Annotated in this window: 25 protein-coding genes and 1 pseudogene; 4 read left to right on the top strand and 22 right to left on the bottom strand. The window is 67.7% G+C overall.

The window, feature by feature from the left end:
* Positions 1-21: 21 nt before the first annotated feature.
* Together rpsO and ACJH6H_RS12285 are read right to left on the bottom strand one after the other, a co-directional pair.
* On the bottom strand, positions 22-291 hold the full coding sequence (gene rpsO, locus ACJH6H_RS12290; protein WP_060999682.1) for a 30S ribosomal protein S15: 270 nt from the start codon (positions 289-291) through the stop codon (positions 22-24).
* Positions 292-381: 90 nt separating this feature from the next.
* Positions 382-1,356, bottom strand: coding sequence for a bifunctional riboflavin kinase/FAD synthetase (locus tag ACJH6H_RS12285; RefSeq protein WP_060999680.1), 975 nt, complete (start codon positions 1,354-1,356; stop codon positions 382-384).
* 80 nt (positions 1,357-1,436) lie between these two features.
* Between ACJH6H_RS12285 and mntR the strand changes: the two genes are divergently transcribed.
* Positions 1,437-2,147, top strand: a complete 711-nt coding sequence (gene mntR, locus ACJH6H_RS12280; protein ID WP_406774952.1) for a manganese-binding transcriptional regulator MntR — start codon at positions 1,437-1,439, stop codon at positions 2,145-2,147.
* Between the two features lie 6 nt (positions 2,148-2,153).
* Here the strand turns inward: mntR and ACJH6H_RS12275 are convergent, their stop codons facing one another.
* From ACJH6H_RS12275 to ACJH6H_RS12210, 14 genes and pseudogenes are all read right to left on the bottom strand, one after another.
* Positions 2,154-3,131: a DUF2804 domain-containing protein gene (locus ACJH6H_RS12275; protein WP_406774951.1), complete on the bottom strand. Its 978-nt coding sequence runs from the start codon at positions 3,129-3,131 to the stop codon at positions 2,154-2,156.
* Positions 3,132-3,159: 28 nt separating this feature from the next.
* A complete protein-coding gene (locus ACJH6H_RS12270; protein WP_406774950.1) occupies positions 3,160-4,008 on the bottom strand; it encodes an SDR family oxidoreductase in 849 nt (282 codons plus the stop codon).
* Positions 4,005-5,618: an acyl-CoA synthetase gene (locus tag ACJH6H_RS12265; protein ID WP_406774949.1), complete on the bottom strand. Its 1,614-nt coding sequence runs from the start codon at positions 5,616-5,618 to the stop codon at positions 4,005-4,007. Before ACJH6H_RS12265 ends, ACJH6H_RS12270 begins: the two co-directional genes overlap by 4 nt.
* Positions 5,619-5,626: 8 nt before the next feature.
* Positions 5,627-6,127: an alpha/beta hydrolase fold domain-containing protein gene (locus tag ACJH6H_RS12260; RefSeq protein ID WP_406774948.1), complete on the bottom strand. Its 501-nt coding sequence runs from the start codon at positions 6,125-6,127 to the stop codon at positions 5,627-5,629.
* A complete protein-coding gene (locus tag ACJH6H_RS12255; RefSeq protein ID WP_406774947.1) occupies positions 6,114-6,473 on the bottom strand; it encodes a hypothetical protein in 360 nt (119 codons plus the stop codon). Before ACJH6H_RS12255 ends, ACJH6H_RS12260 begins: the two co-directional genes overlap by 14 nt.
* The gene (locus tag ACJH6H_RS12250) at positions 6,470-7,732 is read right to left on the bottom strand and encodes an acyl-CoA dehydrogenase family protein (protein ID WP_406774946.1); all 1,263 of its coding nucleotides are present in this window, start codon (positions 7,730-7,732) and stop codon (positions 6,470-6,472) included. Before ACJH6H_RS12250 ends, ACJH6H_RS12255 begins: the two co-directional genes overlap by 4 nt.
* Positions 7,729-8,595, bottom strand: a complete 867-nt coding sequence (locus ACJH6H_RS12245) for an SDR family oxidoreductase (RefSeq protein ID WP_406774945.1) — start codon at positions 8,593-8,595, stop codon at positions 7,729-7,731. Before ACJH6H_RS12245 ends, ACJH6H_RS12250 begins: the two co-directional genes overlap by 4 nt.
* A gap of 22 nt (positions 8,596-8,617) precedes the next feature.
* Positions 8,618-9,493 (bottom strand): annotated as a pseudogene (locus tag ACJH6H_RS12240) (MaoC/PaaZ C-terminal domain-containing protein).
* Position 9,494: 1 nt separating this feature from the next.
* Entirely contained in the window at positions 9,495-9,935 is a 441-nt protein-coding gene (locus tag ACJH6H_RS12235) for an SRPBCC family protein (protein ID WP_406774944.1), read from the bottom strand.
* 50 nt (positions 9,936-9,985) lie between these two features.
* Positions 9,986-11,191 (bottom strand): lipid-transfer protein, encoded by a 1,206-nt coding sequence (locus ACJH6H_RS12230; protein WP_406774943.1) that lies wholly within the window; start codon positions 11,189-11,191, stop codon positions 9,986-9,988.
* Between the two features lie 123 nt (positions 11,192-11,314).
* Positions 11,315-11,911 (bottom strand): TetR/AcrR family transcriptional regulator, encoded by a 597-nt coding sequence (locus ACJH6H_RS12225; RefSeq protein ID WP_138248925.1) that lies wholly within the window; start codon positions 11,909-11,911, stop codon positions 11,315-11,317.
* A 143-nt stretch (positions 11,912-12,054) separates the two neighbouring features.
* The gene (gene truB / locus ACJH6H_RS12220; RefSeq protein WP_406774942.1) at positions 12,055-12,957 is read right to left on the bottom strand and encodes a tRNA pseudouridine(55) synthase TruB; all 903 of its coding nucleotides are present in this window, start codon (positions 12,955-12,957) and stop codon (positions 12,055-12,057) included.
* Entirely contained in the window at positions 12,954-13,610 is a 657-nt protein-coding gene (locus tag ACJH6H_RS12215; RefSeq protein ID WP_406774941.1) for a 4'-phosphopantetheinyl transferase, read from the bottom strand. The genes truB and ACJH6H_RS12215 overlap by 4 nt, the downstream gene beginning before the upstream one ends.
* Positions 13,610-14,557: a metallophosphoesterase gene (locus ACJH6H_RS12210; protein ID WP_138248922.1), complete on the bottom strand. Its 948-nt coding sequence runs from the start codon at positions 14,555-14,557 to the stop codon at positions 13,610-13,612. Before ACJH6H_RS12210 ends, ACJH6H_RS12215 begins: the two co-directional genes overlap by 1 nt.
* A 156-nt stretch (positions 14,558-14,713) precedes the next feature.
* Between ACJH6H_RS12210 and ACJH6H_RS12205 the strand changes: the two genes are divergently transcribed.
* Both ACJH6H_RS12205 and ACJH6H_RS12200 read left to right on the top strand, forming a co-directional pair.
* Positions 14,714-15,298, top strand: coding sequence for a DUF3558 domain-containing protein (locus ACJH6H_RS12205; RefSeq protein WP_226521688.1), 585 nt, complete (start codon positions 14,714-14,716; stop codon positions 15,296-15,298).
* Positions 15,299-15,353: 55 nt separating this feature from the next.
* A complete protein-coding gene (locus ACJH6H_RS12200; RefSeq protein WP_406774940.1) occupies positions 15,354-17,000 on the top strand; it encodes a CocE/NonD family hydrolase in 1,647 nt (548 codons plus the stop codon).
* On the opposite strand, the gene ACJH6H_RS12195 is transcribed toward ACJH6H_RS12200, so the two are convergent.
* Together ACJH6H_RS12195 and ACJH6H_RS12190 are read right to left on the bottom strand one after the other, a co-directional pair.
* Entirely contained in the window at positions 16,989-17,537 is a 549-nt protein-coding gene (locus ACJH6H_RS12195) for a DUF1802 family protein (protein WP_138248920.1), read from the bottom strand. The genes ACJH6H_RS12200 and ACJH6H_RS12195 overlap by 12 nt on opposite strands.
* Positions 17,534-17,800: a DUF2277 domain-containing protein gene (locus ACJH6H_RS12190; RefSeq protein WP_029105342.1), complete on the bottom strand. Its 267-nt coding sequence runs from the start codon at positions 17,798-17,800 to the stop codon at positions 17,534-17,536. The genes ACJH6H_RS12195 and ACJH6H_RS12190 overlap by 4 nt, the downstream gene beginning before the upstream one ends.
* A gap of 71 nt (positions 17,801-17,871) precedes the next feature.
* Here ACJH6H_RS12190 and ACJH6H_RS12185 point away from each other — a divergent pair, with 71 nt between their 5' ends.
* Positions 17,872-18,621, top strand: a complete 750-nt coding sequence (locus ACJH6H_RS12185) for an enoyl-CoA hydratase (RefSeq protein WP_138248917.1) — start codon at positions 17,872-17,874, stop codon at positions 18,619-18,621.
* A gap of 262 nt (positions 18,622-18,883) precedes the next feature.
* Here the strand turns inward: ACJH6H_RS12185 and ACJH6H_RS12180 are convergent, their stop codons facing one another.
* The 4 genes from ACJH6H_RS12180 to infB all read right to left on the bottom strand — a co-directional run bounded on the left by ACJH6H_RS12180 (position 18,884) and on the right by infB (position 24,586).
* A complete protein-coding gene (locus ACJH6H_RS12180; RefSeq protein ID WP_406774939.1) occupies positions 18,884-20,182 on the bottom strand; it encodes an MATE family efflux transporter in 1,299 nt (432 codons plus the stop codon).
* A 110-nt stretch (positions 20,183-20,292) separates the two neighbouring features.
* Entirely contained in the window at positions 20,293-21,300 is a 1,008-nt protein-coding gene (locus tag ACJH6H_RS12175) for a bifunctional oligoribonuclease/PAP phosphatase NrnA (protein ID WP_327168331.1), read from the bottom strand.
* Positions 21,269-21,745 carry a 30S ribosome-binding factor RbfA gene (rbfA, locus tag ACJH6H_RS12170; RefSeq protein WP_406774938.1) on the bottom strand — a complete coding sequence of 159 codons (477 nt, stop codon included), beginning with the start codon at positions 21,743-21,745 and terminating at the stop codon, positions 21,269-21,271. Before rbfA ends, ACJH6H_RS12175 begins: the two co-directional genes overlap by 32 nt.
* Positions 21,746-24,586: a translation initiation factor IF-2 gene (gene infB / locus ACJH6H_RS12165; RefSeq protein WP_406774937.1), complete on the bottom strand. Its 2,841-nt coding sequence runs from the start codon at positions 24,584-24,586 to the stop codon at positions 21,746-21,748.
* Positions 24,587-24,651: the final 65 nt, after the last annotated feature.

Genomic DNA, 24,651 nt, shown 5'->3' with positions numbered 1-24,651 from the left:
GTGGCTCTTTTCAGACTTGCGTCAGCGACGCAGACCCAGACGCTCGATCAGCGAGCGGTACCGCGCGACGTCGACCTGAGCGACGTACTTGAGCAGCCGGCGGCGACGGCCGACCAGCAGCAGCAGGCCACGCCGGCTGTGGTGGTCGTGCTTGTGCTGCTTGAGGTGCTCGGTCAGGTCCGAGATGCGCTTGGTCAGCAGGGCGACCTGAGCCTCCGGCGAGCCGGTGTCGGTGTCATGCAGGCCGTACTGACCCAGGATCTCTTTTTTCTGCTCGGCAGTGAGTGCCACGAAACAACTCCATCAATTCGGTCCGCGAAGAACAACGAGGGCGCGGCCACCGCGAACTGCAGCACGCGCGTCGGGCAGTTTATCAGGAAGCTACTGCGGAACCAGAATCGTGCGAGCCCGCTGGGTATCGCGATCCATGGCCACGACCAGGTCGTCCACCGAATCGAACTTCTCCTGGCCGCGGATGCGCGAGACGAAATCGACCGCCACGTGTTGCCCGTACAGATCGGCCTCGGTGTCGAGCACGAAGGCCTCGACGGTGCGGGTACGACCGGAGAACGTCGGATTGGTGCCGACGGACACCGCGGCCTGGTAGCGCTCCCCCGGCGTCACGGTGCCGACCGAGGGGCCGTGCCCCAGGACGGTGAACCAGGCGGCGTAGACGCCGTCGGCGGGGATCGCCGAGTGCATCGGCGGCGCGACGTTGGCGGTCGGGAAGCCCAGCCCGCGGCCGCGACCGTCCCCGCGGACGACGACGCCCTCCACGCGGTGCGGCCGGCCCAGCGCCTCCGTCGCGGCGGCCATGTCACCGGCGTCCACGCAGGACCGGATGTAGGTGGAGGAGAACGTGACCGTCTCGGCCTGGTGGTGCTCGGCCACCAGCGAGATGCCCTCGACAGCGAAGCCGAAGCGCTCGCCGGCCTTGCGCAGCAGCGGCACGTTGCCGCCGGCCTTCTTGCCGAACGTGAAGTTCTCGCCGACCACGACCTCGAGCACGTGCAGGCGCTCGACGAGCAGCTCGTGCACGTAGCGCTCGGGGGTCAGCTTCATGAAGTCCGTGGTGAACGGCATGACGAGGAAGACGTCGACGCCCAGTTCCTCGACCAGTTCGGCCCGGCGCGTCAGCGTCGTCAGTTGCGCGGGGTGACTGCCCGGGAGGACCACTTCCATCGGATGCGGATCGAACGTCATCAACACGGTGGGGACGCCGCGCGACCGGCCGGCCTTCACCGCGTGGCTGATCAGTTCTGCATGTCCACGATGTACGCCATCGAATACCCCGATGGTGAGCACACATCGGCCCCAATCCGTGGGGATCTCGTCCTGCCCACGCCAGCGTTGCACGACCGCAAGCCTACGGCGCGCCGCCGCGGCAGGCACCGTGAGATCCCCGGATGAGGTGACGATTGCCTAAACTTTGTGCTGTGAGTCCTGCAGAAGACGCCGGCAATACGCCGGATCTATCCACGGTCGCCCAGGACTACCTCAAAGTCATCTGGACCGCGCAGGAGTGGTCACGCGAGAAAGTCAGCACGAAAATGCTGGCCGAACGCATCGGGGTGTCGGCATCGACGGCCTCGGAGTCGATCCGCAAGCTCGCCGATCAGGGCCTGGTGCACCACGAGAAGTACGGCGCGGTGACGCTGACCGACATCGGCCGCAGCGCGGCGCTCGCCATGGTCCGCCGCCACCGATTGATGGAGACATTCCTGGTGCGCGAGCTCGGCTACGGCTGGGACGAGGTGCACGACGAAGCCGAGGTGCTCGAGCACGCGGTGTCGGACCGGATGCTGGACCGCATCGACGCCAAGCTCGGCTTCCCGACCCGGGACCCGCACGGCGATCCCATTCCCGCGGCCGACGGCCAGGTGCCGACTCCCCCGGCGCGGCAACTGTCGGCGTGTTCGGACGGTGACGCCGGCACGGTGGCCCGGATTTCCGACCACGATCCCGAGATGCTGCGGTACTTCGACAGCGTCGGGATCACGCTCGACTCACACCTGCGCGTCGTGGCCCGGCGCGACTTCGCCGGGATGATCTCCGTGGCGGTCACGGCCGCGGACGCCGCCAATGACGACACGACGACGGTCGACCTGGGCAACCCGGCGGCCGAGGCGATCTGGGTCGTCGCCTAGGGCGCGTCACCACACCAGGCTGACCTGCTCGGCCCAGCCCAGTAGGTGTTCGACGGCGATGGTCTGGCCGTCGTCGGTGCGGATGCGGCCGTCGTAGTGGCCGAAACACTGATGCGTGCCGGGTCCGGGTGCGCGATCGTGGAACGGCGTGAACACCAGGTCCACGTCATCGGAATCGGGTGTGCGGATGGACCACGGTGCCAGGTAGTCGGTGTACTGCCAGTCCAGCTCCGCGCCGATCTTGGTGAGCCTGCCGTCGACGCAGAGCGCGTTCTCGGTCATGCCGGTGCCCACTGTCCATTTGCCGCCGAGTTGCAGTCCGACGACGTGGCCGTCGGTGTGGCCGGACGCCGCGCCCCAGTTCCAGCGGACCAGTGCCGGCCATCGGCCGCGGCCGTGGTCGAGAACCCCCCAGCCGCCCGTGAAGTCGTACGTCTGGTCGCCGAGCTGCACGCTGCCCGACGCCGGCCGCGCGGTGTGCTTGGCGGTGTACTGAAACTTGCGGTCACTCCACGGGACAACGACGCCGAGCGTCTCGTGTCCCGGCGGCAGGGCCACCGTCAGGTCACCGGTCAGCGGGCCATGAGCGGTGTTGCAGGAGAAGTGGATTCGGGTGCTACCGGGACCATCGGTGAGATCGATGGTGACTGCGCCGCGGGCGCGGGTCGGACCGTCGCCCAGGCTCGTCGGCAGCGTCACGCCGCGCGCCAGCGGCAACACGCTGTTGCGGTTGACCTCGCGGCCACCGTATTCGAGGAAGTAGATGTTGTTGACTGCCAGGTAGTCGAGGCTGGAGACGGTGACCGCGACCAGATGGGTCGGTGTCGTCACGCACCAGTACTCCCAGCGCTTGGTGCGCCCCCAGCCGCGTAAGTTGCAGCGGTGCAACGATGTTCGGGTCCAGCCGACCGCGTCGCGGTTGAGCCGCCCGGACGGTGTGCACAGGTCGACCGGCCGCGTGATCTCGCGCTCGTGGGTGGCCATGTGCCGACGCTACAACGTGACGGGGTGATCAGTTCACGAGTCGGCGGTGGTACGCCGCGCGCACCGCGGGATCCGTATGGGTGAACGTCGTGTCGAAATGGGCGACATGGGAGATCCAGTGCCGGGCACCGTCCGGGAGTGCGCCCATGATCTTGATCATGGCCCCGAGTGCTTGTGGCACGGCCACTTTCGCCCTGCCCCGCACCACAGCTCGGACGATGGCGGCGGCGACGTCGTCGGGCTCCACCTCGCTGATGGGCTGAATCCACCGCGGGGCGCTGTGGCCGGCGGACAGTTCGGTGTGTACGACGCCCGGCAGCACGGCCGTGACGGCGATGTCGTCGGCTGCGAGTTCAAGATGCAGCGCCTCGGTGAATCCGACCACCGCATGTTTGGTGGCGCAGTACGTGGCCAGGCCGGGAAATGCGCTGACCCCGGCTAGGGAGGCCACATTGACGATGTGACCCCCGCGTCCCCGCATCCGCCCCGCGGCCAGCTTCGAGCCGTTCAGCACGCCGCCGAGGTTGATCGCCACCATCCGGTCGGTCATCTCGTCGGTCTCTTCGGCGAACAAGCCGGTCGGCATGATGCCGGCGTTGTTGATGAGGACATCGACGGGGCCCAGCCGGCTTTCCACCTCGTCGAGAAATGCTTCGAAGGACGTCCTGCTGGTGACGTCGAGCTGCAGCCCACAGACCTGCTCACCGGTAGCGGCGAACTCGGCGGCGGTCTTCTCGGCGAGCTCGACGTCGATGTCGCCCAGGGCAACCCGGGCGCCGGCCCGCAGGAAAGCCAGGCCGGTGGCCCGACCGATCCCCCTGGCGCCGCCCGTGATCACCACGACGCGACCGCGAATGTCGGTGTTCTTCTTGGTCATTGCTCCACCATCTTGTGCAGTTGTGCTTTGAGGACCTTGCCGGTTTCGTTGCGTGGCAATACGTCGACGAACACGACGTCGCGCGGCACCTTGTGCCGAGCCAACTCCGCGCGTACGTAGCTCCTGACCTGATCGGCATCGAGTTCAGCGTCGGGACGGCGTACTACGAACGCGCACAGCCGCTTTCCGAATTCCAGGTCATCCACCCCGACCACCGAGGTCTCGACGACGGCGGGGTGGCCCGCGAGCAGATTCTCGACCTCCAGCGGGAAGACGTTCTCGCCGCCGGAGACGATCATGTCGTCGTCGCGGCCGTCGACGAACCACAGTCCGTTCTCGTCGAAATGACCGGTGTCGCCCGAGGACAGCAGCCCGTCGACGCACTCCTTGTGTCCACCGTCGGTGTAGCCCGCGAAGCTCAAGTTGCTGGAAACGAAAAGCGTTCCGGTGCGGCCCGGTTCGGTGATTCGCCGCCGGTTCTCGTCGTATACGGCCAGCGTGCATCCGACCGGCGGCCGACCCACGGTGCCTGGCGCGGTGCGTAATTCGCTGGGCGTCGCTACGGCCGCGACCGCAACTTCTGTCGACCCGTACAAGTTGTACAGCACGTCCCCGAACGCTTCCATGGTGCGACGGCACAGATCGGGTGACAGCGCCGAGCCCGCGGCGAACACAACGGTCAGGGACGAGGTGTCGTAGCGCGCCAGCACCTCTGGCCCCAGATCGAGGATGCGACTCAGCATCGTGGGCACCACGATGAGCGCACCCACCCGGTGGTGTTCGATCGCCGCCAGGGTGGCCTCCGGGTCGAATCGGCGGGCCAACACGACTCGGTTGCCGAGGGCAAAACCGAGAGAACAGGTCGCCAGCCCGGTGGCGTGAAACATCGGCGCCGCAACGTAATAGGCGCCGCCCGACGGCCACGGAATCCGGTCCAGCAGCTGCGCAGACTGCAGCGGACTCACCTTGTTGCGCGGCGCGCCCTTGGGGGTGCCGGTGGTACCGCTGGTGAGCAGCACCATGCCGCCGATCGAAGCCGGCGCGGGCAACGCCTTGGCGGTTCGGCCGGCGGCGACGCCCGCCAGCCCGCGCACACCGGACCAGCCGACGATACGGTCGACTCCGAAGGGCAGGACCTCGAGCAGGTCGCCGAACTCCTCATCCGCGATCACCGCGGTGACGTTCTCGCGCTTGCACACGTCGGCGAGTTGCGGTGCCGCAAAACCGGTATTGAGCAAAACCACTCTCGCGCCGATTTTTCCGGTGGCGAACAGCGCCAGCGGAAGCGCTCGGTGGTTCCGCAGCAGCAGACCGACCACTGTGCCCGCGCCGATCCCGCGATCCCCGAGGCCCCGGGCCAGCGCGTTGGACGCGGCTTCGAGTTCGGCGAAGCTCATCGTGCCGAGTTCATCGGTGAGCGCGGGGGCGTCGCCGTAGCGGGCCGCGACGTGACCTACCAGACCACCGAACGAACCGTAGCGGCGCAGGCCCCGCGAGGCGGTCACCGCATCGAGGGGACGGCAGACGTCCACCAACCCCCGGCGCTGCAGCACCAGTGCCGCCTCGACCATGCCACGCGCGTCCCGCACCTGGCGCAGCAACTGCGTCATCACTTGTCCTACTCCTTCGCCATGGGCCGGTCGGGCTGAGCCACAGCGGCACGCAGAAACGCCCCACCGGTCATCATGCTGTCCAAACTTCCGTCCTTGCGGCGCGGGAACATCCAGTAGGCGTGTGCCAAACCCGGCCACAGGCGCTGTTCGCAATGACCTCCCGACGCCGTCACCCGCGCGGCGAACGCCTCGGCATCGGCTCGCATGACTTCCCTTGTTCCGTAGTGCAATTGGATGGACGGCAGCGCTGACAGGTCGGCGTTCAGCAGACACAGCCGCGGATCCGCCGGGTCCGCATCCCCGACATACAGCGCCAGGGCGCGGGCGGCGGCCTGCGGATCGAAGGGCTGCCGGCGCACCCGGGGATCGGCGATCGAAGCGCGGTACGACGGATCGATCAGTGGACCCCACAAGGCGAGCGCGGCGGGCGTGGGCAGTCCCTCAGCCCTGGCGCGCAAGGCCACCGCCACCGCGAGGTGCCCGCCCGCCGAATCACCCGCGATCACCACTTTGCTCGGGTCGTAGCCCCAGATGCGATGCGAAACCCCGGTGTGTGCGCGGCGAACAGATCAGATAGCCACTGCCGTGTAGCACCAGCACGACACCATCGCCATCACGAGCGCCGGGCGCTCGGACCCACTCACCGGACAGCGGTGCCGTCGCCGGCGCCACCGCCGTGCCGGCGACGACGGGGCTGACGCCGACGATCGCCGAGTTGGCGACCGGCCGGATCAGCGTGATCAGCCGCGGGTTGGCCATCAGAAACCGCAAAGCGGCACCGATGGTCAGCCGCGCAACCGAATTCGCCGTCAACCGGTCGAACGCCATCATGAGTGGGTCCGCCGCTCTCATCCGGCCAGCAGTCCCTTCGCGATGTGGGTCACCTGAACCTCGTTGCTGCCCGCGTAGATCATCAGCGACTTGGCATCGCGCGCCAGCTGCTCGACGCGGTATTCGGCCATGTATCCGTTGCCGCCGAAGAGCTGTACGGCGTCCATGGCCACCTCGGTCGCCGCTTCCGATGAGTACAGCTTCACGGCCGACGCCTCGGACAGCGACGGGATCTTGCCGGCCTGCAGCTTCTCCAGGGTCTGGAACACCATGTTCTGCACGTTGATCCGCGCGACTTCCATCTTGGCCAGCTTGAGCTGGATCAGCTGGAACTGACCGATGTTCTGGCCCCACAGCGTGCGGGTCTTGGCGTAATCCAGGCAGCGCCGGTGACATTCGTTGATGATTCCCAATGCCATCAGCGCCACGCCGAGTCGCTCGGCCGCGAAGTTCGCCCGAGCGCTCTCCCGCCCGTCACCGCCACCATGATCTTCGGTTTCCCCGAGCAACCGGTCCGGGGTGATGCGCACATTGTCGAAGAACAGCTCACCCGTCGGCGAGGACATCATGCCCATCTTCTTGAAGGCCTTGCCCTGCGTGAGGCCGGGCATCCCGGCTTCGAGGACGAACGTCAGCACCTTGCGGTTCCGGCGGTCCGCAGTTGGGTCGCCTTCGTCCAGTTTGGCGTAGACGATCAGCACGTCGGCATCGGGACCGTTGGTGATGAAGGTCTTCTGGCCGTTGAGGATGTAGTCCGCGCCATCGCGTTTGACGTAGGTCTTCATGCCGCCGAAGGCATCTGAGCCGGCGTCGGGTTCGGTGATGGCCCAGGCCGCGATCTTCTCGAGCGTCACCAGATCGGGCAGCCACCGCTCTTTTTGGGCCAGCGTGCCGCGGCTGGCGATGGTGGCCGCGCCGAGGCCGAGGCTGACGCCGATGGTGCTGAGCAATCCGATGCTGACGCCGGCGATTTCGGACACCAGCACCGCAGCCATCGACACCTGGCCACCCAGGTCGCCCATACCGCCGGATGAGCCCTTCTCGGGCCTGGGCTCCCCTGCGGCAATCGCTTCCGCTTTGGCCCGTTCCTTGTCCAGCATGGTCTTGACCGCTTCCGCGGCCACCACGTCGAGACCGAACTCACTGAACAGCTTTCGCGCGACCGGATACGGTGACAGCTCGCCGCGTTCCAGTCCATCGCGGTGCGGCTCGACTTCTTTGGCGATGAATTCGCGGACGCTGTCCCGAATGAGCTCGTCTGATTCGGACCACTCGATCATGACAACCTCGCCGAGATGTCGTCGATCTCCCACAGCCCGTCGGTCTCGATCGTCGTCACGTCGTGCCAGCCGCCGAGCTCGGAGATCGCGCCGCCCTGCACCGCGAAGACCTTGCCGGTCAGCGGGCACTTCTCCGTCGCCAGGTAGGCCACCAGCGGTGAGATGTTCGCCGGACTGAAAAGGTCGACCCCGCCGTCTTCGGGCTCGGCCATAAGCGCACCCATGCCCGGTGTCGCCAGCGTCAGCCGGGTGCGTGCGATCGGGGCGATCGCATTGGCCCGTACGCCGTATCGCTCCAGCTCCTCGGCCGCAACCAACGTCATGGCCGCGATACCTGCCTTTGCAGCACCATAATTCACCTGCCCTGCGTTCGGGATCGTGAGGCCCGACCCTGACGCCGTGTTGATGACGGCGGCGTTCGGCTGGTTACCTGCCTTGCTCTGCGCCTTCCAGTACGCCGCGGCGTGCCGGAGCACCGAGAAGTGACCCTTGAGGTGCACCGAAACCACAGCGTCCCATTGGGATTCGTCCATGGTCGGGATGAAGCTGTCCCGCAGAATCCCCGCGTTGTTGACCACGACGTCCAGACCGCCGAACTCGCTGACCGCCTGCTCGATCAGGCCGGCCGCACCGGTCCAGGTCGCGATGTTGTCGGTGTTGGCCACCGCCGTTCCTCCGGCCGCGATGATCTCGTCGACGACCTCCTGCGCCGGTCCAGCATCTGCGCCCTCGCCGGTGTTGCTGCCGCCGAGATCGTTGACGACGACGCGCGCGCCCTCGCGCGCGAACAGCAGCGCGTGCTCGCGGCCGATGCCGCGGCCGGCGCCGGTGATGACGGCGATCCGTCCTTCCAAAGCTCCCATGTCTAGCGTCCTTTCAAATCAACTAGTCGGCGAAGACGGCCAGGCCGTCGGTGATGGCGAATTCCTCGCCTGCTTCCGCATTGCGCGCGGTTTCGAACGCGTACGTCGTCTCACCGCCGCCGCTTTCGGTCTGCCAGATCCGCGTCTCCAGATCGTCACCGGGCAGCACCATCTTGGAGAACCGGACCGCAAACCGCTTGAGCCGGTTCACATCCGAATTCCCGACCTCGGTCAGCAACGCCCATGAAGTGAACGCCATCGTGCACAGACCATGGGCGATGATGCCGGGCAACCCGGCATCTTTAGCGACCTCTTCTTCGAGGTGGATCGGCATTGGATCACCGGAAGCCGGCGCGTAACGGAACGTCTGGTCGGCATCGACGTGCTGCACGACTTTGGCCAGTGGCGCCCCGTCGCGCAGCGCTGGGTCGAACTTGTGGTTGGGAACCTATTCTCCGACCGCCTGGCCCGCGTTGACGCCACGGAAGAAGCCGATCAGGTACTGCTCGTTGACCAGTTCACCGTCGTGTGCACGGGTCTCCAGGTGAATCGACACCCGAGCGCCCGAATCCACCGTGTCGTACCCGATCACCCGGGCCCGCGACGTGAGCTTGTCCCCCGGACGGATGGGTCGGTGGAAATGGAAGTCCTGTTCGCCGTGGACGATTCGACCGAAAATTTCGATCGGGACGACGTCGATCACGGGTCCCATCAGCGCGTCGAAGGCAGGCACGATGGCGAACACCGGCGGCGCGATATCGCCATTCAGATGCGCCGGTATGGGGTCGTTGGTCGCCGCGGCGTACTCGGCAATCCGTTCCCGGGTCACCTCGAAGGTCTCCGGGTCGGCCCATACATTCAGTCCCGAGTTGTCGAACTCGGTTACCGGCTCTGCCACGTCAGACCGCCGCCGCGGCCAGTGCGTCGAGCTGCTCGAGCGTCTTGTCCAGCTGCTTGGCGCCGTCCTTCTCGACGGCCTTGGCCAGCGCGCCCTTCACCAGCGCGCCTTCGAAATCACCGGCGACCTTGAATTCCGACCCGTCACCCGACGGTGTCACGGTGAACTCGAAGAGCGCCTTCACCCCGGCCATACCGGTGCCGGACAGCGCGAACGTCGTCGGCGCGTCCATGCGCTCGATCTTCCATTCGATTTTGTTCAGCATGCCGAGCATGACGATCTTCGCGGTCAGCGCGGTGCCCGGGGTGACGGTCGCCGGCACGTCGCTCAGCCACTTCTCGTGGACGGTGAACCACTTGTCCCACGTGGAAAGGTCAGAAACGATCGCCCACAGCGCTTCCGGCGTGGCCGACAGCTTCTTGGTGGCTTCGATGTGTCCCATGGTTGTACTCCTTGGTTGATCGGTTGTGTTGTTGTGGTTGATGTTTCGGTTCAGCGCTCGGCGCGCTGGTAGGCGGTGACCACGGCGGCCCCGCCCAGGCCGATGTTGTGCTGCAGGGCGGCGGTGACGCCGGACACCTGCCGCTTGTCGGCGGTGCCGCGCAGCTGCCAGGTGAGTTCGGCGCACTGCGCCAGACCGGTCGCCCCCAGCGGATGCCCCTTGGAGATCAGCCCGCCGGAGGGGTTGACCACCCAGCGCCCGCCGTAGGTGGTGTCGCCGTTGTCGATCAACTTCGCCGCTTCGCCTTCGGCGCACAGACCTAGCGCTTCGTACAACAGCAGTTCGTTGGCACTGAAGCAGTCATGCAACTCGATGACCTGGAAGTCCTCGGCACCCAGGCCCGACTGCTCGTAAACCTTTTGCGCGGCAGCGACATTCATGTGGTAGCCGATCAGCGCCTTGCAGGTGCCGTCGAAGCTGTTCTCAAAGTCGGTGGTCAGCGCCTGTCCGACAATCTCGACGGCTTGGGCGGCCAGGCCGTGCTTCTCGACGAATGCCTCGCTTGCGAGGATCGCGGCGCCGGAGCCGTCCGACGTCGGCGAGCACTGCAGCTTGGTGAGTGGGTCGTAGATCATCCGCGCACCGAGGATGTCGTCGAGGCTGTACTCGTCCTGGAACTGCGCGTACGGGTTGTTGACCGAATGCTTGTGGTTCTTGTAGCCGATCTTCGCGAAATGCTCAGCGGTGGAGCCGAATTGCTTCATGTGCTCGCGTCCGGCCGCGCCGAACATCCACGGCGCCGGCGGGAAAAGCACCTCGCTGATCTCGGCCAGCGCCAGGAAGTGCTTCGCCATGGGCTGCTCGCGGTCGTCATATGTCGAACCGAGTGAACCGGGCTGCATCTTCTCGAATCCGAGCGCAAGCGCGCAGTCGGCCAGACCGCTGCGTACCGCACGTGCCGCGAGGTACAACGCTGTCGATCCGGTCGAACAGTTGTTGTTGACGTTGACCACCGGGATGCCTGTCATGCCGAGCTCATAGACCGCCCGCTGCCCCGATGTCGACTCGCCGTACACGTAGCCGACGTAGGCCTCTTGCACCTCGCGATAGTCAATCCCGGCATCTGCCAGCGCTTTTGAACCGGACTCGCGGGCCATATCCGGATAGTCCCAGGGCGAGCCGTCCGGATTGAGCCGAGCGCCGGGCTTCTCGAACTTCGTCATACCGACGCCGACCACATACACCTTGTTGGGCATGAACCCTCTCCTTCTGCGTGTTGGCAGAAACATACCGACTTGTTTGTATCTTTACAAGAGGCCAGCCGGTGCTGATGTTCAGCAATCGACGGAGATGGGTACCCGGTGGGCGAAAAGTACTAGCTAAGAGGAGGTTTCAGCAGTGACGGCACTGCCGTCGAGCGCGTCGACAAACATGCCGCGCAGCTGGCTACACACACGCTTCCAGCGCTTCTGGGCCCGTTCACTATCGCGGTCCACAAAGCTCGACAGGAGAATCCCCCGCAGCGCATCCATGGCCGTGAACGCCAGATCGCGCAGTTCTTTCTGAGCAGCTCGATTCGGAACCAGCTGCGCCAGCGCGCTGATCAACGCGCCGGTGACGATGGGCTCTACCCGATCGATATTCTCGGCCAGACCTGGGTCGGTCCGGGAGGCCACCCAAAGCTCGAGCGTGGCAACGAAAACCGGCCCCTGGTGCGATTCCCACAGGTAGTCCAGCAACGTGGATACCGGATCGGGGTTCGCTGCTACCCGCCCGAGATCCCGGATCGCGGCCTGCACCCGCTGCTCGGCGAGATGCTCCACAGCAGCCGCCACCAGGTCTTCCTTCGAACGGAAATGGTGTACCTGCGCACCGCGCGTGACACCGGCGATTTCCGCGACGCGTTGCGTCGTCGTGCCGGAGTAACCGTAGGTGACCAGGCATTCCACGGTGGCATCCAGCAGGCGCGCACGCATGGCCGCACTTCGCTCGGCCTGCGTGCGCCGCCTGGTAGGCCCATCCACCCCAGCAGTCACGATTGCATCGTACGTGGCCGGAAGGCGGATTCCGGCCCAAAACCATTCCAATTGGAACGTAAGAGCGCCGTCCGCGGCGGCCGCTACAACGTCGCCGGCCGCAGCACCACGACGCTGCTGGTGCGCTTGGGCCCGTCCTCCAGCAGCGCGATGACCCGCCCGTCGGGCGCGGTCGCAGCGTAGGTCCCGTCAATACCCGCCGGCGTGAGAGCCCGGCCATGGCGCGTGTCCTCGGTCTCGCCGTCGGTCAGGTCGCGCCGTGGGAACCCCAGCAGGCACGCCGCGTCCAGCGAGTAGCTCAACTCGGCCGCATCGGTCAGCTGTTCCAGCGTGCGCGCCTCGTCCAGCCCGTAGCGGCCAACCTTGGTGCGCCGCAACGCCGTCAGGTGCCCACCGACGCCGAGCGCGGCACCGACGTCACGGGCCAGCGCCCGGATGTAGGTGCCCGACGAGCAGTCCACCGTGACATCGACATCGACGAAATCCTCGACCCGCCGCACCGCGTCCACTGTGAAGCGTTCGATCCGTACCCGGCGGGCCGCCAACTCAGGCGCCTTGCCTTCGCGCACCAACTTGTAGGCCCGCTCGCCCTCGACCTTGATCGCACTGACGGCCGACGGCACCTGGTCTATCTCACCGCGCAATGCCGCGACCGCGGTTTCGATCTGCCCGTCGGTCACGTGCGCGGCCGAAACCGTCTGCAGCACTTCCCCTTCGGCATCCTCGGTCGACGTGGTCTGCCCGAGCCGGATGGTCGCGATATACGTCTTGTCGGTGGCGGTCAGCAGGCCCAGGATCTTGGTGGCACGCTCGATGCCGACCACCAGCACGCCGGTCGCCATGGGGTCGAGCGTGCCGGCGTGCCCGACCTTGCGGGTGCCGAACAATCGCCGGCACCTGCCGACGACGTCGTGGCTCGTCATTCCGGCGGGCTTGTCGACGATCACCAGCCCCGGCGGCGGAGCCGGCTTCGACGCCGCCTTCACAGCGAGATCGCCGTCAGGACAAGGCCGTTCGACACGGTGAAGCGGCCCGGCAATTCAATCAGCGGCGGGCCGGACTCGGCGGCCGGGTCAATGAGGATGCGGGACAGGAACGTGCCCGAACTCCCCGACGAATCCAGCTCGAACGTGATGTGCGCGTCCTCGAAACCCAGCCAGCGGTGCGTCAGCGGGAACCAGGCCTTGTACGTCGCCTCCTTGGCGCAGAACAGGATTCGGTCCCAGTGCAGGTCGCCTTCCAGCGTCGCCACGGCGTCCTGCTCGGCAGGCAGGGCAACGGCGCCGAGCACCCCCTTGGGCAACACCCCGTGCGGTTCGGCGTCGATGCCGACGGACCGCACCTGCGTGGACCGCGCCACCACCGCGCCACGGAAACCCTCGCAGTGCGTCAGACTGCCCACGATGCCGTCGGGCCAGCACGGTTCGCCCTTGTTCCCCTTGAGGATCGGAACCGGACCCACGTCGAGCTTGCTCAACGCTTCCCGGGCACAGTGCCGGACGGTGATGAACTCGTTGCGGCGCTTGGCCACCGAGCGGGCGATCAGCGGCTCTTCCTCCGGTAGCGGCACGAGATCGCCCGGGTCCGAATACGTCTCGGCGGTGGCCACCACGTCGGGCAGCACCTGGGTCAGCAACATCACAACCGCCTCGAATTGATTCGGTCCTGCATCTTCTGCGCGTGCTCCCGCATTTCCTGGGTGATCTCGAAGTGGCCACCGAAGTCGTTGAGGTAGCCGGGTGGGTACTGGGGGTCCGGCAGGATTTGGCGCATCCACCGATAAGGCTTGCGGCGCCGCCACTCTCGCGGATAGCCGACCGAGACCTCCTCGAACCGCACCCCGTCGTAGTAGGTGGTGCGCGGAATGTGCAGGTGGCCGTACACCGAGCAGATGGCGTTGTAGCGGGTGTGCCAGTCCTTGGTCGCGGTGGTGCCGCACCACAGCGAGAACTCCGGATAGAACATGGCGTCGCAGGGTTCGCGCACCAGCGGGAAGTGATTGACCAGAACCGTCGACTCCATCCAGTCCAGGTCGTCGAGCTTCTTGCGGGTGACGTTCAGCCGGTCGCGGCACCACGCGTCCCGGGTGGCGTACGGCTCGCTCGACAGCAGGAACTCATCGGTCCCGACGACGTTGCGCTCCTTGGCCAGCGCCAGGCCCTCGGCCTTCGTCGCGGTGCCCGCGGGCAGGAAGCTGTAGTCGTACAGCAGGAACATCGGCACGATGGTCGCCGCGCCGCCCGGGCCGGTCCACACCGGGAACGGATGCTCGGGGGTCACGATGCCCATCTGGTCGCACATGTCGACCAGGTAGTCGTAACGGGCCTTCCCGAAGATCTGCATCGGGTCCTTGTTGGTGGTCCACAACTCGTGGTTGCCCGGTACCCAGATCACTTTGGCGAAGCGCTTGCGCAGCAGGTCCAGGGACCACCGGATGTCGTCGGTGCGCTCGGCGACGTCGCCGGCGACGATCAGCCAGTCGTCCGGTGAGGCCGGGTGCAGCGACTCGGTGACCGGCTTGTTTCCGGTGTGCCCGATGTGCAGGTCACTGATTGCCCATAGGGTCGGCTGAGTCGACACAAAAATCCAGGGTACTTGGGTGACAGCAACGCCCGCTGGAGTGCCAACCGTCCCGCGCAGCGGGAGAAACTAGAACAGGTTCTCCCATCCTGTCCGGTGTGACGCAGGCGACTTGTAGACTCCCCGCAGTATTGCTCGGATTTAAGGGGTGTCATGGCAGCGATGGCCGGGAAACTGCGGCTCGTGTCGGCGCTGTGTGCGCTCGTGACGGCGGGCGTGGTGGTCGCACAGACCAACCCTGTGACACCCACCGGCGGCGACAACGTCGAGTTGCGCTCCACCGCGGCCCCCTTGGCCCCGATCAGCAGCACCATCAAGTCGCCGATCATCTCCACCACGAACCCGAGCCCGTTCGACCCGTGCGATCAGATTCCGCTCGACGCCATCAACGCCATGGGCCTGGGCTTCACCCCGCCCGACCACGAAGACGGCCTGCGCTGCCACTACGACGCCGGTAACTACCAGATGGCCGTCGAGCCGATCGTCTGGCGCACCTACGAGCAGACGCTGCCGGCCGACGCCGTCGAGCTGAACATCGCCGGCCACCGGGCCGCGCAGTACTGGATCATGAAGCCCACCGACTGGAATGACCGCTGGTGGGTGACTTGCATGATCACCTTCAAGACGAGCTACGGCCTGATCAACCAGTCGCTGTTCTACTCCCCGATCGAGTCGCCCGACCGCCCGGACTGCCTGCAGACCAACCTGCAGCGCGCCAACCAGCTGGTGCCGTTCTACAAGTTCTGATTTCCGGCCGGACCAGCGGGCACGGCGCCGACCGGTACGGATCGGTACCATCCGAATGGTGAGCTCCCGAATCGCCCGTGTCGGCTCCCGGTTGCTGAGCCGCATCCTCGACGTCCCGCCCCCGACAACCGACTACACCGTCAGCCGCGTCACCACCCCGATGCGTGACGGCGTCGAACTGGTCGGCAGCCACTACGCGCCCACCGGCACCGCGAAGGGCACCCTGCTGGTGCGGTGCCCCTACGGCCGCGGCTTCCCGTTCGGCCCGGTGTTCGGCGCGACGTACGCCCGCCGCGGTTACCACGTGCTGCTGCAGAGTGTGCGCGGCACGTTCGGCTCCGGTGGCGACTTCGAACCCATGGTGAACGAGATCGCGGATGCCGTCGACACCGCCGCCTGGTTGCGCGACCAGCCGTGGTTCACCGGATCGTTCGCGACGATCGGGTTGTCGTACCTGGGCTTCACCCAGTGGGCGCTGCTCACCGATCCCCCGCCCGAACTCAAGGCCGCGATCGTCATGGTCGGCCCCCACGACTTCGCTGAATCAACCTGGGGCACAGGCGCGTTCACGCTCGACAACTTCCTGGGCTGGAGCGACATGATGGCGCACCAGGAAGACGCCCCGCTCTCCGTCGTGTTACGGCGATTCCGGGCACCGCGCCTGGTCGCCCGCACCCACACGCAGGCTCCCGCCGGGGCCGCCGGACGTCGGCTGCTGCGTTCCGGAGCGCCCTGGTACGAATCGTGGCTCAGCCACCCCGACGGCACCGACCCGTTCTGGGAGAACATGGCCCTGGCCGACACCCTCGACAAGGTCGACGTGCCGGTGCTGCTCATCGGCGGCTGGCAGGACCTGTTCCTGGAGCAGACCCTGACGCAGTTTCAGCGCCTGAAGTCGCGCGGTGTGCCGACCGCGGTCACCATCGGGTCGTGGACCCACAGCCAGGTGATGGCCCGCGGCGGCACCACGGTGCTGCGCGAATCGCTGGCCTGGCTCGATACCCACCTGGCCGAGAGTCCTACGTCACCCGAGCGGCCGGCGGTGCGGGTCGAGGTCAACGGGCAAGGCTGGCTGACCATGCCGGACTGGCCACCGGCCGCCACCGAACTCGAGCTCTACCTGCAGCCGGCGCATCGGCTCAGTGCGACCGCGCCCGCCGAGACCGCATCGCCGTCACGGTTCACCTACGATCCGGCGGCGCCGACGCCCACGCTGGGCGGCCGGCTGCTGTCATCGGCTGCGGGCTACCAGGAGGACTCGGCGCTGAGTCGGCGCCCGGACGTCGTCGACTTCACCGGTGAGCCGCTCGCCGAAGACCTGTACCTGATCGGCAACCCGGTGATCGAGCTGACCCAGTCGTGCGACAATCCCAACCGGGACATCTTCGTCCGGCTCAGCGTGGTCGACGCACAGGGCAAGTCCCGCAACGTCAGCGACGGATTCCGTAGGCTCACAACACCTTCGGACGAACCCGCGACCGTCCGACTCGAGCTCGACGCCGTCGCGCACCGGATCCCGGCCGGGTCCAGGCTGCGGGTGATCGTCGCGGGCGGTTGCCATCCGCGCTACGACCGGAACCTCGGCACCGGCGAGCCCGTCGTCTCCGGTGAGCGCATGGTGCCGTCCACCCAGACGGTGCATCACGGTACGGGCGGGGTGTCCCGGCTGCTACTGCCGATGGTTGCACTGTCAGCCGACTGAGTCACGTACCCGCTGGGCGACGGCGGCCAGCGCGGCGTCGTCGTGCACCGGCGGGCCCCACTCCGGCGTGACGGGCAGGTCCACCCAGCTGCGGCAGCCGGCGTAGTCCGGGGTGCGCAGCAGCCGGACTGGTGCCACGAGCGGTTTCGCCTGCACCACCAGGACCGTCAGCCGGTGCCGGGGCCGGAAATCCAGCCGGTCGCTCTGCACCGATTGAGCGGTCCAGATGTGCAGATCGGCGATGGCGTCCAACCGCTCCGGGCGCTCGACTGCCACGGCGGCAACGACTTTCGCGCCGCCGCGCAGAACCACTTCGGTTTCGGTGCTGTCGCCCGCCGCCCGCTCGAGAAGATCGGCGAACTCCGGCCGGACCCGCGCCGCGTGGCTGTGCTCGACCGTCGGAAAGAACACGAACTCGGGAGCCTCTACCGCAAATCGCTTCTCCCCGATGCCGCCCTTGCGCAACAGCACCGTCTGTCGGCCGTCGAGCAGCGCCTGCACCGCCGCGCCCCACTCCTTGAGCGCGGGCGAATTCACTTGGCGGCCAGCCTCGCCTGCACCTCGGGCCGGCGCAGCGGCGGCACCGTCTTGGGTGGCTGCCGACGGGCCGGCAGCTGGTTCAGCAGCCTCTCGGTCACGGCCGTGACCTCCGCGACCGCGGCTTCGAAGGCGTCGACGTTCGCAGCGGTGGGACGGGTGATCCCGCTGACCTTGCGGATGTACTGACGCGCGGCGGCCTCGATCTCCTCGGCCGTGGCGGCCGGTTCCAGGCCACGCAGTTCGGTGATGTTCCGGCACATGGCCTCCACGATAGGCCCGTCCCGGCCGCAAGTTACGGTGTCGGTGGGTGACCACGAAATAAGGAGCCAATGTGACTGACGTTCTACTGATCGACACCACCGACCGCGTACGCACCCTGACGCTGAACCGGCCGAAGTCGCGGAACGCGCTGTCCTACGAGCTTCGGGACGCCTTCTACGGCGCACTGCGCCATGCCGAGGCCGACCCGGACGTCGACGTGGTGATCCTGACGGGCGCCGACCCGGTGTTCTGCGCCGGCCTCGATCTCAAGGAACTCGGCGAAGGCGCGGATCTGCCGGACATCTCGCCGAAGTGGCCCAACATGACCAAGCCCGTGATCGGCGCCATCAACGGTGCCGCCGTCACCGGCGGCCTGGAACTGGCGCTGTACTGCGACATCCTGATCGCCTCGGAGAACGCCAAGTTCGCCGACACCCACGCCCGCGTCGGCCTGCTGCCGACCTGGGGTCTGAGTGTGCGACTGCCGCAAAAGGCCGGCGTCGGGCTGGCCCGCCGGATGAGCCTGACCGGCGACTACCTGTCCGCGGCGGAGGCACTGCGCGCCGGGCTGGTCACCGAGGTGGTCCCGCACGACGAGCTGCTCCCGACCGCACGCCGCGTCGCCGCCTCGATCGTCGGGAACAACCAGAACGCCGTTCGCGCGCTGCTGGACTCGTACCACAAGATCGACGGCTCGCAGACCGACGCCGGGCTGTGGATCGAAGCCGCGTCGGCCCGGAAATGGATGGACGCGTCCAGCGGCAACGACATCGCCGCCAACCGCGACGCCGTCATGCAGCGCGGCCGCACCCAGGTCTGATAGCTGTCCTTTCCTTCCCGCGAGCTGTCCTCTCCTTCCCGCGAGCTGTCCTCTCCTTCCCGCGAGCTGTCCTTTCCTTCCCGCGAGCTGTCCTCTCCTTCCCGCGAGCTGTCCTTTCCTTCCCGCGAGCGGCCGTGTCTGTACGCCGACACGCCGCTCCAGCTGTGCAAGACCGTCCCGCTCACCAGCGCTGAGCGGGACGTTTTTGCACGGAAACCACGGTGTGTCGGGTACAGACACGGCCGCTCGCGAGAGGAGCCAATTAAGCCCAGCGGCCGGACAACGCACGCCAGCCGACGAAGACGAGCCGCAGCACCAGGAACGTACTGAGCCCGGACCAGATACCGGCCAGACCCCAGCCGAAGGCCAGCGACAACCAGATCAGCGGCAGGAAGCCGACGAGCCCGCTGACCAGGGTGGCGTTGCGCATGAACTTCGCGTCACCGGCGCCCAGCAGCACCCCGTCGAGGGCGAAAACGATTCCCGCGATGGGCAATTGGGCCACCATGAACCACCACGGGATGCCGATCTGACCGCGCACCCCCGCGTCCGAGGTGAACAACGCAGGCAACACGCCGGAGCCGAGCGCGAACACCGCCGCCAACACCGTTGCCGCGGCAGCCGAGTAGATCGTCACACGCCGCGCCACGATCTTGGCATGCGCCGGCTCCCCCGCGCCGAGGGCCGCACCCACCAGCGATTGCGCCGCGATGGCCAGCGAATCCAGCACCAGCGCAAGGAAATTCCACAGCTGCAGCACCACCTGATGGGCCGCGACGGCGGCCGCGCCGAACCTGGCCGCGACTGCGCCGGCAGACAGGAAACACACCTGGAACGCCAGGGACCGCAGCACCAGGTCGCGTCCCATGGTCAGTTGGGCGCGCAGCACGTCGGGCCGCGGCCGCAGCGAAACCCGTTCGGACAGCAGCGCATACCCGAACAGCGCCGCGGCGAGCCACTGCCCCACGAGGTTCGCCACCGCCGAGCCCGTCAGGCCCAGCCGTGGCAATCCGAGCCACCCGAAGACCAGCAGCGGGCACAGCACAGCCGAAACACCCACGCCGACAAGCACATACCGCAGCGGCCGCACCGTGTCCTGCACGCCGCGCAGCCACCCGTTGCCGGCCATCGACATCAGGATCGCCGGCACTGCCAGGACCGCGACGCGCAGCCACGGCAGCGCGGTCTCGGCGATGCCGCCCCGAGACCCGGCGATGGCCGTGAGCAGAAATGGCGCCAGCGCCTGCACGACGGCGACGATCAGCAGCCCGACACCCAGTGCCAGCCACGTCGCCTGCACGCCCTCCCCGACCGCGCCGGCCCGGTCACCGGCGCCGAAGCTCCGGGCCGAGCGTGACGTCGTGCCGTACGACAGGAACGTCAGCTGCGACCCGACCAGACTCAGGATCAGTCCACCGACGGCCAGACCGGCCAAGGGCAGCGCCCCCAACCGGCCGACGACCGCGGTGTCCAGCAACAGGTAGATGGGCTCGGCGGCCAGCACCCCGAGCGCCGGAAAAGCCAGCGCCACGATGCGCCGGCCGGTGACCTCAGTGGTCATGATGCGCACCCTCGTGGCCGACGAGCGGCCCTGAACTGCACGCCAAACACGGCGTGTCGGCGTACAAACACGGCCGCTCGCGGGGAGGGGGCTGGCACGGGCAACGGCGTCTAAGAGAGGGCGGCGACGAGGGCCGCGACGACGTCGTCGGCGGTGCCGGTCGGTGAGTAGCCCGCCGCGAACCGGTGGCCGCCGCCGCCGAACGTACTGGCCAGCACCGACACATCGACCTCGGTCTTGGCGCGCAGGGACACCGACCACTGCCCCGGTTCGATCTCTTTGAGCACCGCGGCCACCTCGGCCTCGGACGTGGTCCGCACGATGTCCACGATGCTCTCAACCTCTTCCGATCGCGCAGCCGCGTATTCCTGGTGCGCCACAACGGCATACACCAGGCCTTTGCCGCCGGCAGCCTCGGGCACCAGGCACGCCGTCGACAGCACCCGGGACAGCATGGGCAGCCACGAGTACGGGTGGGTGTCGAGCAGCGCGCGGCTGACCGCTGCGTTGTCGACGCCGATGTCGAGCAGCCGCGCCGCGAGCCGGTAGGCCCGGGCGCTGGCCCACCGGAACGAGCCGGTGTCGGTGGTCAACCCGGCGTACAGGCAGTGCGCCACCGGAAGCTCGATCGGTTTGCCCCAGGCGTCCAGCAGCTCGGCCACCAGCATGGTGGTCGAATCCGCCGACGGGTCAACGTAATTCGCGGTGCCGAACAGCCGGTTCGAGGCGTGGTGATCGATCACCAGCACCTGCCGCCCGGGATCGGCCAGCTTCGCCAACGAACCCAGGCGGTTGACGCTCGGAATGTCGACGGTGACCACCAGGTCGGCGTCGGGACGCATCTGATCCGGCGGCACCAGCAGGTGCCCGCCCGGCAGGGTCTGCAGCGAGTCCGGCACGGTCGCAGGAGCGGCAAAACCGACCTGCACGTCCTTACCGGCTTCGCTGAGCACCAATGCGAGCGCGAGGCCCGCCCCGATGGTGTCGGCGTCGGGGTAGACGTGGGCAACCACGCTCACGCTCTCGACCGCACCGAGCAGATCGGCCGCACCGCGCGCGTCAACCCGCGCGCCCTGCGGCCGAATCTCAGTCGTCGGTTCGATCGCCGTCACCTGCATCCTCGGAATCGCTGTCCCCCACCACACGGTACGGATCGGCGTCACCGGCGTGCTTGGCACCTTCGCGGATTCGGGCCACGTCCTCGTCGGCGGCGCGGGCCCGGGCCAGCAGCTCTTCCATCTTCAGAGCCGCATCCGGCACGGTGTCGCGCTCGAAAGTCAGCGTGGGCGTGAACCGAACCCCGATTCCCGCACCGACTTTCGAGCGCAACGCGCCCTTCGCCTTCTCCAGGGCAGCCGCGACACCGGCGTAGTCCGGCTCCTCGTCGAGGCTGGTCCCGATGACCGTGTAGTACAGCGTCGCGTCGTGCAGATCACCGGTCATCTTGGCATCGGTGATCGTCACGCCGTCCAGCCGCGGATCCTTGATCTCGTACTCGATCGCCGAAGCGACGATCGTCGAAATGCGCTTGGCCAATCGCTTGGCCCGTGCTGGATCCGCCACCTACGTCCGAGCCTTCTCGACGAGCTCGTACGTCTCGATGACGTCGCCTTCCTTGATGTCGTTGTAGGTCAGCGTCAGACCGCATTCGTAACCTTCGCGCACCTCGGTGGCGTCGTCCTTCTCGCGCTTGAGCGAAGACACCGTGAGGTTCTCGGCGATGACGATGTTGTCGCGCAGCAGGCGGGCCTTGGCGTTACGCCGCATGATGCCCGACTGCACGAGGCAACCAGCGATGTTGCCGACCTTCGACGACCGGAAGATGGCGCGGATCTCGGCGCGGCCGAGCTCCTTCTCCTCGTAGACCGGCTTGAGCATGCCCTTCAGCGCGCTCTCGATCTCGTCGATGGCCTGGTAGATCACCGAGTAGTACCGGATCTCCACACCCTCGCGGTTCGCCAGCTCCGTCGCCTTGCCCTCGGCACGGACGTTGAAGCCGATGATGATCGCGTCCGAAGCCGACGCCAGGTTGACGTTGGTCTCGGTGACGCCACCGACACCGCGGTCGATGACGCGCAGTTCCACCTCGTCGTCGATCTGGATGCCCATCAAGGCCTCTTCGAGCGCCTCGACGGTGCCCGAGTTGTCGCCCTTCAGGATCAGGTTCAGCTGGCTGGTTTCCTTCAGCGCCGAATCCAGGTCTTCCAGGCTGATGCGCTTGCGCGAACGGGCGGCCAGCGCGTTGCGCTTGCGCGCGCTGCGCCGGTCGGCGATCTGCCGGGCGATGCGGTCTTCGTCGACGACCAGGAAGTTGTCGCCGGCGCCGGGCACCGAGGTGAAACCGATGACCTGGACCGGACGCGACGGGAACGCCTCTTCGACGTCCTCGCCGTGCTCGTCGACCATGCGGCGGACGCGGCCGTAGGCGTCGCCGGCGACCACCGAGTCACCGACGCGCAGCGTGCCGCGCTGCACCAGCACCGTGGCGACCGGGCCGCGACCGCGGTCCAGGTGCGCCTCGATGGCCACACCCTGGGCCTCCATGTCGGGGTTGGCCCGCAGGTCCAGCGAGGCGTCCGCGGTCAGCAGCACTGCTTCGAGCAGGCCGTCGATGTTGGTGCCCTGCTTGGCCGAGATGTCCACGAACATGGTGTCGCCGCCGTAGTCCTCGGCCACCAGGTTGTACTCGGTCAGCTGCGCCCGGATCTTCTGCGGATCCGCGCCTTCCTTGTCGATCTTGTTGACCGCCACCACGATCGGCACATCAGCGGCCTGCGCGTGGTTGATGGCCTCCACCGTCTGCGGCATGACGCCGTCGTCGGCGGCGACCACGAGGATCGCGATGTCGGTGGCCTTGGCGCCACGGGCACGCATGGCGGTGAACGCCTCGTGACCCGGGGTGTCGATGAACGTCACCAGACGCTCGTTGCCGTCCAGCTCGGTCAGCACCTGGTAGGCGCCGATGTGCTGAGTGATGCCACCGGCTTCGCCCTCGCGGACGTTCGCCTTACGGATGGTGTCGAGCAGTCGCGTCTTACCGTGGTCGACGTGGCCCATGACGGTGACCACCGGCGGCCGGCTGGCCAGATCGTCCTCGTCGCCGGCGTCCTCGCCGTAGGTGAGGTCGAACGACTCGAGCAGCTCGCGGTCCTCGTCCTCCGGGGAAACGACCTGCACGACGTAGTTCATCTCGCTACCGAGCAGCTCGAGGGTGTCGTCACCCACCGACTGCGTGGCGGTCACCATCTCGCCCAGGTTGAACAGCGCCTGCACCAGCGAAGCCGGGTTGGCGTTGATCTTCTCGGCGAAGTCGCTCAGGGACGCACCGCGAGCGAGGCGGATGACCTCGCCGTTGCCGTGCGGCAATCGCACGCCACCGACGATCGGGGCCTGCATGTTCTCGTATTCGGCGCGTTTTGCGCGCTTCGACTTACGGCCACGACGGGGCGCGCCACCGGGACGCCCGAAGGCACCGGCGGCACCGCCACGCTGACCGGGACGCCCGCCGCCGCCACCGGGACCACCGCCACCAGGAGCGCCGCCGCCACCGGGACGACCACGGAAGCCACCACCGGCACCGGCACCTGCGCCGCCACCGGCGCCACCGCCGCGGTAGTTACCGCCGCCACCGGCACCGCCGGGACGAGGGCCACCACCGGGACGCGGACCGCCACCCGGGCCGGGACGCGGACCACCCGGACGACCGACGGCACCCGGACGGGCACCCGGCGGACGCGGGGGCATGTTGCCCGGCGTGACACCCGGACGCGGGCCGCCGCCAGGACGGGGACCGCCGGCGCCGGGACCCGGACGCGGGCCACCGGGACCGGGAGCCGGACGCGGGGCCGGGCGCTCGACCGGCTGCTGGGAAGAGAAGGGGTTGTTGCCGACGCGCGGAGCCCGCGGAGCCGGCTTGGGTGCGCCGGGACGCGGACCCGGGGTCGCACCCGGGGTGGCCGGACGCGGCTGAGCCGGAGCGGCCGGGGCCGCGGACGCTGCCGGAGCGGCGGGCGCTGCGGGCGCCGGGGCCTGGGGCTGCGGCGCTGCGGGCCGCGGTGCACCGGGCTTGGGGCCACCGGCGGCGGGAGCTGCCGGTGCTGCGGGAGCCGGAGCTGCTGCGGCCGACGCTGCCGGTGCAGGCGCGGCGGGAGCCGGCTTGGGTGCGCCGGGCTTCGGGGCACCCGACGGCCTGGCCGCGGGGGCGGCCGGTGCCGCAGAAGCTTCGGACTTGGCGGGCTTGCCGCCGCCGAACGCTTCACGCAACCGGCGTGCGACGGGCGCCTCCACAGTGGAGGACGCAGATTTTACGAATTCGCCCTGTTCGCTCAGTCGGGCGAGCACTTCCTTGCTGGTGACACCGAGTTCTTTGGCCAACTCGTGTACGCGTGCCTTACCTGCTGCCACTTCTCTCCTCGTCGTGAGGCGTCAGCGGTGGGTAGGCCGCGCCTCGGTTTAGCTATGACGCATGG

The sequence above is a fragment of the Mycobacterium sp. SMC-21 genome (assembly GCF_045310825.1).
Classification (GTDB): Bacteria; Actinomycetota; Actinomycetes; order Mycobacteriales; family Mycobacteriaceae; genus Mycobacterium.
The sequence above is the reverse complement of the archived record's forward strand: the minus strand, read 5'-3'. Positions and strand labels throughout refer to the sequence as shown.

What these genes read in the sequence shown, in the direction of transcription:
- ACJH6H_RS12205 (WP_226521688.1), top strand. Translation starts at nt 14,714, where the DNA reads ATGGCCGGGAAACTGCGGCTCGTGTCGGCGCTGTGTGCGCTCGTGACG.
- ACJH6H_RS12245 (WP_406774945.1), bottom strand. Translation starts at nt 8,595, where the DNA reads ATGGGAGCTTTGGAAGGACGGATCGCCGTCATCACCGGCGCCGGCCGC.
- ACJH6H_RS12190 (WP_029105342.1), bottom strand. Translation starts at nt 17,800, where the DNA reads ATGTGCCGGAACATCACCGAACTGCGTGGCCTGGAACCGGCCGCCACG.
- ACJH6H_RS12250 (WP_406774946.1), bottom strand. Translation starts at nt 7,732, where the DNA reads ATGATCGAGTGGTCCGAATCAGACGAGCTCATTCGGGACAGCGTCCGC.
- ACJH6H_RS12215 (WP_406774941.1), bottom strand. Translation starts at nt 13,610, where the DNA reads ATGTTGCTGACCCAGGTGCTGCCCGACGTGGTGGCCACCGCCGAGACG.
- ACJH6H_RS12175 (WP_327168331.1), bottom strand. Translation starts at nt 21,300, where the DNA reads ATGCAGGTGACGGCGATCGAACCGACGACTGAGATTCGGCCGCAGGGC.
- ACJH6H_RS12180 (WP_406774939.1), bottom strand. Translation starts at nt 20,182, where the DNA reads ATGACCACTGAGGTCACCGGCCGGCGCATCGTGGCGCTGGCTTTTCCG.
- ACJH6H_RS12265 (WP_406774949.1), bottom strand. Translation starts at nt 5,618, where the DNA reads ATGACGCAGTTGCTGCGCCAGGTGCGGGACGCGCGTGGCATGGTCGAG.
- ACJH6H_RS12255 (WP_406774947.1), bottom strand. Translation starts at nt 6,473, where the DNA reads ATGAGAGCGGCGGACCCACTCATGATGGCGTTCGACCGGTTGACGGCG.
- ACJH6H_RS12225 (WP_138248925.1), bottom strand. Translation starts at nt 11,911, where the DNA reads ATGCGTGCGCGCCTGCTGGATGCCACCGTGGAATGCCTGGTCACCTAC.
- ACJH6H_RS12270 (WP_406774950.1), bottom strand. Translation starts at nt 4,008, where the DNA reads ATGACCAAGAAGAACACCGACATTCGCGGTCGCGTCGTGGTGATCACG.
- ACJH6H_RS12235 (WP_406774944.1), bottom strand. Translation starts at nt 9,935, where the DNA reads ATGGGACACATCGAAGCCACCAAGAAGCTGTCGGCCACGCCGGAAGCG.
- ACJH6H_RS12200 (WP_406774940.1), top strand. Translation starts at nt 15,354, where the DNA reads ATGGTGAGCTCCCGAATCGCCCGTGTCGGCTCCCGGTTGCTGAGCCGC.
- ACJH6H_RS12275 (WP_406774951.1), bottom strand. Translation starts at nt 3,131, where the DNA reads ATGGCCACCCACGAGCGCGAGATCACGCGGCCGGTCGACCTGTGCACA.
- ACJH6H_RS12230 (WP_406774943.1), bottom strand. Translation starts at nt 11,191, where the DNA reads ATGCCCAACAAGGTGTATGTGGTCGGCGTCGGTATGACGAAGTTCGAG.